The sequence below is a fragment of the Melioribacter sp. Ez-97 genome (assembly GCF_051488665.1).
Taxonomy (GTDB): domain Bacteria; phylum Bacteroidota; class Ignavibacteria; order Ignavibacteriales; family Melioribacteraceae; genus Melioribacter.
The window spans coordinates 1-9,698 of sequence record NZ_JBPSEG010000023.1; the positions used below are offsets into that span (position 1 = coordinate 1).

General features: G+C 33.5%; 9 protein-coding genes. All 9 read right to left on the bottom strand.

Annotation, left to right across the window (positions count from 1 at the left end; all coding sequences use genetic code 11):
- Positions 1-597 (bottom strand): matrixin family metalloprotease (locus ACSSWA_RS14755; protein ID WP_437357391.1); only part of this gene is annotated, 597 nt, incomplete at its 3' end.
- 23 nt (positions 598-620) lie between these two features.
- Positions 621-1,184, bottom strand: coding sequence for a hypothetical protein (locus ACSSWA_RS14760; protein WP_437357393.1), 564 nt, complete (start codon positions 1,182-1,184; stop codon positions 621-623).
- 25 nt (positions 1,185-1,209) lie between these two features.
- Entirely contained in the window at positions 1,210-2,523 is a 1,314-nt protein-coding gene (locus ACSSWA_RS14765; protein ID WP_437357395.1) for a YCF48-related protein, read from the bottom strand.
- Positions 2,524-2,878: 355 nt separating this feature from the next.
- Positions 2,879-3,805, bottom strand: coding sequence for an IS3 family transposase (locus ACSSWA_RS14770; protein ID WP_437357397.1), 927 nt, complete (start codon positions 3,803-3,805; stop codon positions 2,879-2,881).
- Positions 3,806-3,843: 38 nt separating this feature from the next.
- Positions 3,844-4,158 (bottom strand): transposase, encoded by a 315-nt coding sequence (locus ACSSWA_RS14775; RefSeq protein WP_437357399.1) that lies wholly within the window; start codon positions 4,156-4,158, stop codon positions 3,844-3,846.
- Between the two features lie 20 nt (positions 4,159-4,178).
- Positions 4,179-4,328 carry a hypothetical protein gene (locus tag ACSSWA_RS14780; RefSeq protein ID WP_437357401.1) on the bottom strand — a complete coding sequence of 50 codons (150 nt, stop codon included), beginning with the start codon at positions 4,326-4,328 and terminating at the stop codon, positions 4,179-4,181.
- Positions 4,329-5,038: 710 nt separating this feature from the next.
- A complete protein-coding gene (locus ACSSWA_RS14785; protein WP_437357403.1) occupies positions 5,039-7,354 on the bottom strand; it encodes a T9SS type A sorting domain-containing protein in 2,316 nt (771 codons plus the stop codon).
- 15 nt (positions 7,355-7,369) lie between these two features.
- Positions 7,370-8,116: a hypothetical protein gene (locus tag ACSSWA_RS14790; protein ID WP_437357405.1), complete on the bottom strand. Its 747-nt coding sequence runs from the start codon at positions 8,114-8,116 to the stop codon at positions 7,370-7,372.
- 71 nt (positions 8,117-8,187) lie between these two features.
- Positions 8,188-9,246, bottom strand: coding sequence for an RCC1 domain-containing protein (locus tag ACSSWA_RS14795; RefSeq protein ID WP_437357407.1), 1,059 nt, complete (start codon positions 9,244-9,246; stop codon positions 8,188-8,190).
- Positions 9,247-9,698: the final 452 nt, after the last annotated feature.

Sequence of the window (9,698 nt, forward strand, 5' to 3'; positions counted from 1 at the left end):
ATTATACATTACAGCATTGGGATCTTCTGAATGATGTAAACCAATACAATGCCCTATCTCGTGGAGAGCAATTCCCCAGATATCGTAATAGCCACCATCATCCCATCCATGCCGATAATATCCTTCATAAATAACATCAGCATCAATTATTACACCTACGCTATTGACTGTTATATATGTAACAGCGGTTGCTCTTCCACTACCAGGAGGCCCAAGCACAGAATAAATAGAATCTGTTGGATCCGAAACCCAAAAATGAACATTTTGTCCATCATTTCCATAAGTATTGGCAGTAAGGCCACCATAATTTGCTGTACAATTAATCGCAGCACTTTCCCATTGGCTATATGCATTCTCAATTAATGACATAACAGCATCGTTATTTGGTAGTTGTGTCGAGAGATAAGCATTAAGATGTAAATACCATGTTATTCCTGAATTCCAGAATATATAATTTCCAACACCCAAAGAAGAAATCCCGGGTGGCGCGTATCCTGAATAATCTCTAGCATTAATATATCTTTCACAATAAGAAACATCTGAAAACAAATAAAATATTATTGATAGAATAATCAAAAAATATTTTAATGAGTGCATTTTATTATTCTCCTATTTTTTAGTTATAGCAAACTTTTAATCAAATTAATAAAGTCTTTTTTAGACACTCTCTCAACCGAATTCATAAGAATAATTTCTTTTTTCATTAAAGTTGATATAATTAAATTATCATTGCCTGAGTCTCTTAATATATACTCATTACCATTACCATCATTAATTATATTAAACTTACCTTCCGACAATCCAAAAACATACAAGAATTTTTTTTGAGCTATATTATTTCTTTTAAGGAAAAGAATTGTTTTTTCACCTTTTTTAAAACGAGGTGCCCCGGGTATAATTTGAATAATATCTCCATACTCACCCCCAGGATATACCAATTCGAACTCTTGAATATTTTTTAAATAATTCGATTTTATCCTTTCATCAATTTTCAAAGAAATTTTAGTAGTAATTCTTCCATTTGAATTATTATAAGATGATTTAATCTGCGTAATTTCAGCAACAATTATGTCATCGCTTTCTTTGCACAACTCAAGCAAACTATATTGAGCCTGGGAAATTAACGGTACGGAGCTATAAATCATAAAAAGCAAAAAATATTTACATATAAGTTTAAATTTCATAGTTACCCCCTTGTTTTTATGAATCTTATTTTATTAATAATAATTTGTTTAATAGTGCAGTTCTTGAATCTGACAAAGAATAGATGTAAATGCCACTAGAAAGATTTAATATTTCGGATGAAATGTTGAAATTATAATCCCCATTTGGATGGTAACGATTTGAAAAAAGAATAATTTTTTGGCCAGTTAAATCATATAATGATAAGGTCAAATAGGAAGGTTTTTTTACTGAATATTTAATCTTAGTACTAGCATTAAATGGATTGGGATAACTTCCTAAAACATCAAAATTTTTGCTCATATCAAAATGAGGGTAATCTCTAATACTACTTAAAATTTTATTGTTAGTAATTAATGTTCCAGATACTCCAACACACCAAATATTTTCTTTATTAGCAAAATACATTGAATTAAGCCTTTTTACTGTCGGGATATTAATCCTTTCCCAATAATTACTGTCTTCTTTATTTACTAAAATTGAATAATTCCCATCCTTTACTTCTAATAATTGTACTTTAGAATAATTAGAAATATTAAGGTCTATAATTGTTCCAACAATAAGATTTTCAATTGAACCATCTTCTTTAATTAACTTAAAGTCATTGGAACTCCATGTTTTTCCAGAGTCAATGGACAGCTCTAATCCTGTTCCCCATGCCCAAATAGTATCAATACTAGTATTCGTTAAACCCCAAGTATAATGAAAATTTTCACTATAATAATTCCAATTTACGCCATTATCAGTTGATTTATAAATATATGTTGGGCCTAATGGATCAATGGAAGCACTACATAAAATGAGTACAGAATTTTCGTCGAGTATATTTACTGCTTGTATCCTGTATCCTTTTAATTTTTGTACCTCATCAGTATCCAAGATTTTATACCAAGTCTTTCCAGTATCACTAGATTCATATATAACAGAACGAGTTTCAGTATTTGTCATGCCTGCACAGAGCCAAATTTTTTCTATCGAATAAAAATCCAAATCAATAAAATTTAATAATGAATCTGAAAAAATGAGGTTCCAATTTTGACCCTGATCTGTAGTTCTATATACGATACCATTACCTATTATAAAACCCACTTCATTATTAATAAATGTAATTCTATTTAATTGATGTTTAGCATTATCCAATATTTTAGTTTTCCAAATTTTTCCTCCATCTTCTGTAATTAGTAACATAGAGTTATCGCCAATACAAAAACCAATATTCTCGTTCAAGAAAAAAATATCAGTGAGATTATTTTTATTGGAAAGTTCAATACTATGCCATTGAGAAAATATTAACATAGGCATACAGAAAAATATCATCATTATTTTTGTTTGAATGCTCATAATATTTTCCCCTATTTAATATTTTTTTTAACAGTGTTCTATTTGGGAAGGTATTTTCCTTTTATTATTATTTAAAGAACTTCGCCTTTAATTGATTCATAATATCTATTTTCAGTTGTGAATTATGTACAGTACCTCAATTGGAAGTATGTACTATAACTGCACCACCGTAATTATTTTCATATCTTTTCCATTAACCTTACCTTCATTTTAATTGATAAAAATTATATCCCTAAATTCAACATCAAAAGGATATTAATATAAACCTATGTCTTTTTTATACTATACTGTATTGGTTCAGCGTGAAATGGAACTTCGGATTATTTAATTAAGGTGAAAAATTAGGATACATGCATCACCTCATGGCGTAAATGTCTGCCACTTTCATAGCGATTTTTTTAGCTAACTGCAATTTAGTATTTCTCGCTTCAAGTTTCTCGGTAATTCTGTTGTTTAAAAAATCATCCGGAGATAAATAGAACAAAGAGCTATGCAATCGCCTGGTATTGTAAAATTCAATGAAATCAGCGATCTGTTTTCTGGCATCGTTAAGATTAATCAATGATTTAGTAGCCAAACATTCTTCGTGAACGGTTCTATGATATCGTTCAATCTTACCATTGCTCTGGGGATAGGCAATGGAAGTTCTAATATGCTGAAGCCCAACTTCTTTAAGATATTCCGCAAAGTCCCTGGAAATAAACTGGGAACCGTTGTCGGTAATCAGTCGTGGTTTAACGCCGGGATATTTTTCCAATGCTCTCTGAACAACAATTTGAATGTCATACTCTTGCATGTTAGTTCTTACTTCGTGATGGACGATATAACGAGAGTAACCATCAATAACCGAGATGAGGAATAAGAACGCTCCCCGAAAGTTGACGTATTTGATATCAGTATGCCAGTGTTGATGCGGCATGGTCGGTTGAACAAAGTCGCTGCCTTTGGAAGAATGTTTAACTTTATTCCAGCGATTCAATAAATTAGCTGATTTTAGCGTTCTGTATGTGGTCGAAGGGCTTACAGCTACGATGTTTTCATCAAGCATCATATAAGTCAATCTCCGGTAGCCTTCGCCAATATGAAGACGGGCATAGTTAATAATTGCTTCTCTTTCCCAATCAAGTATCCAATGCTTCTTTGGAATAAAACCGTTATGATTATTCTGTTTTTCATTACGGTCTATCCAAGAGTAATATTTGCTGGAATTAATACCAATCATCAACAGCAATTTATTTATCGGAGTATCGGTTTTTAGGCTCATCATTTTAGTAAAACTCACAATGTTATCTCGTATGTCAGGTTCGACCCACTTAGCATTTAATCGTCCCCAGAGATACTTTTTTTTATTTCTATGTTCTCCCTAAGAAGATAACTGATGGCTTCATCACGGTCTTTTAGCTTCGCTTGAAGCTTTTCGATCTTCTTTTGTTCTGCGCTTGTTTGTTTTGTATTAGGCTTCTTTGGCATAAATATTTCTGTAGCCGACTCAAATAATTTTTTCTTCCAGTTGTAAATATCGTTTGGACGAACTTTATACTTCTCGGCTAACTGACTAATTGGAACATTGTTCTCCAAGAGTTCTCTTAGAATCATTACTTTTTGTTCGGCTGTGTAGTGTTTTCTTTGTTGCATGGAATTCTCCTTTTTTACTCTTATGTAAATTTAGGAAATTCCATTTCCATCTGAAGCATAACAATACCTCCTCTTTTATTTTTGTAAAACAAAAAATTACTCCTCGCTACAATTAGTAAAAGTGGCAGAGGAATAATTTTACCGCCTAAACTAAAATTTACTTCATCCATTAATTTCACCCTCAGTAAAATGAAATGAACTTACTCTAATCGGGAAGTATCTGCCCTGCAATTATTCTCAGATAATTTTACTAAATTTCAAAAAAAAAGTCAAGACTTTTTAACATAGGATTAGGGATTGGTGGTTAGGGGGCTGGGGTTCTTGGTTTTGGGGTTCAATGTTTGTTGTTCGATTAGGGATCAGGGTTTAGGGATTAGAGGACAGAAATTCTTTTTTCTTTGTTATATGTTGATATACAATAGCTGATTGTTTTGACATATAATATGCGCCTCTTTTTAACGAAGAACATTGAACCTCAGCGCTCCCGAACGCCCCCTTCTTTGCGAGGAGTGAGCTTTATGCGAATGACGTAGCAAACTCAAATTAAACCTCAAAGCGCGCCACGGACGCAAAGGTCACGGTCACTCCGACTCCGCCGCAGGCGGAGGAAGAATCTCCAAGTCAGTTAAGTAGATCAAATTGCCATACAAGATCCTTCGTCGTTCCGTCTACGTCGGATCTCCTCAGAAAGACAAATTGCTGTATTTGTGATGCTCAAAGCAATGGTGAAAGTAATATTAATACTTTATGTCTTTCTGAACCCGCCATCGGCGGGTGAAGAATCTCTATCTTTCCCCCCTAACTTCCGCACGAAGAACCTGTCCACCGGTAGGCAGGCGCCCGGACCTAAACACGAATTTGGCAATACCGGTAATTTAACCTACTTCGCCAGCATCATCTTCTTAACTGCATAATTCTTCCCAGCTTTTAATGTGTAAAAATATATTCCACTGGAAAGTTGATACTTATCTGCTGAAAATTCTACTCTGTAATTTCCTGCTTCCTTAAATTCATTTACTAACGTTGCTACTTCCCTGCCGAGTATATCATATATTTTTATTGTTACAAAATTTTTCTCGGGCAACTGATAACTGATTACTGTTGTTGGGTTGAAGGGATTGGGATAATTATACATTCCGATAATTTCAGACTTGTGCTTATTGTCCGGGATTTTCCTTTTTGGCAATATTTCTGGTATTGTTTCTGTTTCCCCCGTAATTAACATTGCATTGTATGTTAAAATGTCTTCGGGATATTTTTCTTTTAGTTCGGAGAAATAAATTCTACTGTTCAATTTATCTTTCAGAAGCTCAGAGTAAATGTAACCTAAATTAAATAATGCATTCTTTTCTACATTTTCATATTGAGAATAATTCTCTTTTAATGTCACTAAGTTTTTTATTCCAGTATCATACTTTCGATTATTTATAAGAAACATGTTTTCAAGTTCAAGTACCCAAACATACAATTCATTATCATCCGATAAACTATTTTTAGTTTCATTATCAAGCAAATCAATAAAATCACCTTTCCCCAATATTCTGTAGCAATCAGCTATCTGGGATAATATATATTTCCTTCTTTCTATGTTTCTGTCTCTCCTTAATTCCTTAATATATATCGAGACTGCTTCTTCGTATTTACCATCTATTTTCAAGTGGATAGCTTTTGCTAAGTTTTCGTTCAACGAAAATCCCGAAGGCTCTGAGTTATTATGCTCTGTATTGATATTATCTACAACTACAGAGGATCTTTTCCCTAGCTGCGGGTAATAATTATTTGGGAATGGACTTGCAGATGCAGGTAGGTAATATATCTGTGCACCGTTTGTAGCGTAAAAATAATCAGGATTTGGCGGATACATTCCCCACCAATTGTTTATAGCAACCACTAAATTAGGATTATTTGCTCTTACAGCATAGCTGCTGTAAATATCTACATTGTTACCATTGATATAAGCATTGCATTGACCGTCTGCATAAATTGCAGTGCTATTCCCAACCAGAGCATTAGCATAGTAACCGCTATAACCCATTATATTTGGTGAACTTTGATTTACGAGATAAACACCATATGAATTATTCATAAAATAATTATCATAAATGTAAGGTGATGAACCAAGAGCAAATATGCCATTATTATTACCATAAATATAATTCTTAGCAATATGAGGTGATGAATAGTAGAGAGCAATACCGTGAGCAGTGCTGTATTGAATAGAGTTATTATAAATTTGTTTTGTAATAGTACCAATATTATTCAGCCAGATGCCAGAAGAATTATTCGTAAAAGTAGAGTTTTGAATAATAGGAAGAACCCCGTTGCACTCGACTCCACGCGAGGCATTTTTTATTACACATTGATTAATTATAGAATTATCCGAGCCGCTGTTAAATTTAATACCGTTTGAACCGCTGGGGGAAATGAAGTCAAAGGTAGCTCCGTCGGCATTTAGTGTGCCGTTGACAATAAGAGAAGAACCGTTATAAAAGTTTAAATATGAGCCCGTATTGATTTTAAGTGTAATACCATTATTTATTTGAGCATTGCTATAGACATTGTGATTAATTGCCGCAACTACAACTGTTTGTCCAGCTTGAACTGACATTAAAGCCACAGTAATAGTAGAAAAGTCGGCTGGAACACCATATACATTATTTCTTTTATAGTACTTTAAGTAAGTTGTTCCGGCATACCAATATGGACAATAATTGTACGCGTGTTGCATCAAAGGACCAGGTCCCCACTTTGATATAAATATGCCGGACTGTGAGGTCGTGATGGCTGAATGATTAGCTTGATTATCAGGAAGATACGAAACCTTAAGTCCATTTGTTTCTGATGACTGCTCAACATAACTATTGTCTTGCCAATAAATATCCTCGGCTGTAAAGGTATTGTAACCAATCCAAACAGGACTTCCTCCTTCTGATACATACCACGCATAACCATGACAATTATATGTCGAAGATGCATTGGATATCAAAATTGCATTTGGATAGGTATTTGTAGCCCATTTATTCAATGCAGCAATCTCAGAAGGTGACATCTCGTCACATATGTATGTATCTGGAACTATTGAACCCTGTGGAGTATATATTGTTGTTTGCGAATCTGCGAGAACTTTAGTCAATACACAAAATTCTAGTAAAATTAAAAGTATGAAACTCTCCTTCTTAATATTTTCTAATTTCATATTTTTTACCCCCTATTAATTTTCACTCAAATATTGTTTCGCATAGTCTAATATTTTATTCACTAAATTTGCATTCGGAGCATAAGCGTCCTTAAGAAATGCTCTCAATTTTTCATCTGTTAGTACTTCCTTTGTAAATGGGAGAAAATTATCTTTCAACATAATTCTCCCTGTAACCAATGCAATGTTTCCGAAGCTTAGGATTCCATAGATTTCAGGGTACTTGCTTTTGGTTTGTGCTTTTTTGATGCACTCAAGTATCAACAATTTTTCCTGCTCCTTCGAAAGGTTGATTACTATATCATTCTGAGCTAATAAGATTTCTATACTGTAATATTTAGCTGCATATTCTCCTTTATCATCTAATGACCAGCTTTCGTCAATCGCACATGGATCCATTTGTCTGTATTTTTCAATTAGTTTGACACCTGCATCCTTCCTTCTTAATAATTCTTGCAAACCATTGAACCCTGAAGTTACTGATTCAAATCCCACTTGAAATTCATCGAACGCAAAAATATCCCCGTAGAGGGGATAGCTCAAGCACGTTTCTATAAGGTCATCTGTTGACATGTTTTTAAGTATAGCTTCTGGTATCTGGCATACCTTCTGCATTTGGTAATGAGATGTAAGAGCTTTCCACTCCAATGTACCAGGTTTAATAGGGTATTCGTATACTCCGCTTCCGCGCTGGGCCTGAATAGAAATAAAGGAGAATATAATAATTACAACAACAATCAAACGTCTTATTATATTACTCATTCTTGTACCTCCTAATATTTTAAACCTTTTGTAAGCTTAATTAATTCAAAAAATTTAAAAGATTAAAACCATCAATTGAACTGCACTTGTCTTGGTATTCTCTCGCCAACAGAAAATATCCAGTATGTTCCATCTGCTTTCATTACAAGGCAATTAGCACCCGCATAAATAAGAACAACATTTTCTAATCCATCTATTTTTATAGGAGTGTTCAAAGCAACTAATTTATCTCCCATATGTCCTGCATAGCCCCAAGTCCATACTGTTCCATCTTCCTTTAAAGCTAAGTTATAATCGTAGTTTGCTGATATAGCAATAACATTGGAGAGATTTTTTACCTTCGTAGGAACTTCACTGTCCTCAAATGTTCCATTCCCCAATTGACCAAAGTTATTTTTACCCCAAGCCCATACTGTTCCATCACTACTTAATACAACCATGCGTTGCTGAGTACTTTGTATCGCTATAACTCCGTTTGGAACATTCGTTAGATACTCATTTGTACCAAGATGATAAATTTTCCCATCAGATAGTAAAGCATACTGATTATCAATTGCAATAGCATTATTAATCTCACTGTATCGAATAGGACCTTTAATAACTTGCCTAGAATATGGGTCAATATTCATAAACCATATGGAACCATCTCTAGTTAAAAGATAAACCTCAGACCCCCATAAACTTATGCTTTTAATATCACTTAGATAAGCAATTTTCTTTGGTATTGAAACAGTACTGTCATTTGGCGGGGGTACCCAATTTACATAACTCCCCCAAAACCAAATATTACCATCTCTGTCCGCTGCAATAGCAGCACCCCAAAACTGATCAATTGAAATAACATTACTCAGATTCAAAACTTTACATGGGGTATCGCTGTTTTTTGTTGTTCCGTTCCCAAGTGTTCCCGCATAATTATTTCCCCATGTCCATACAGTGCCATCTGGTTTAAGCACTTCAAATACAAACTCAGAAACAACTTGTCCATACCATTCTTCATTCGAAACATTCCCGGGGCTTATTCCATAATCCTCACATGATATTTGAAAAAAAATAAAAAGTACACACCCAAAAATAAGGATGATAGAAGGAACCTTAAGTTTCATTACTTGACTTAATAAATCTCGCATTAATTTTACCTCCTTCATTACTCTTTTACACTTTATGAGCAAGAAACATTATAATTTTTTAAAAGGATAATTAACATACATTTAGTTATATAGGATATCCTCTTTTGTTATGCAGTTTCTTAATAGTAAAATCACAAAATTTATCTGGAGTTAACTGTATATATATAATTACAAAATAAACTTCTTTTTCATTCTGCACCTCCTGTTTTATATTTGTTAAAATAAAAAACATACCCCCCTACCACAATTAGTAAAAGTGGTAGAGAAATAATTTTACCGTATAAACTAAAATTTACTTCATCCATCAATTCCACCCCCAGTAAAATGAAATGAACTTACTCAAACCGGGAAGTATCTGCCCTGCAATTATTCTCAGATAATTTTACTAAATTTCAAAAAAAAATCAAGATTTTTTAATATAGGATTAGGGATTGGTGGTTAGGGGGTTCTGA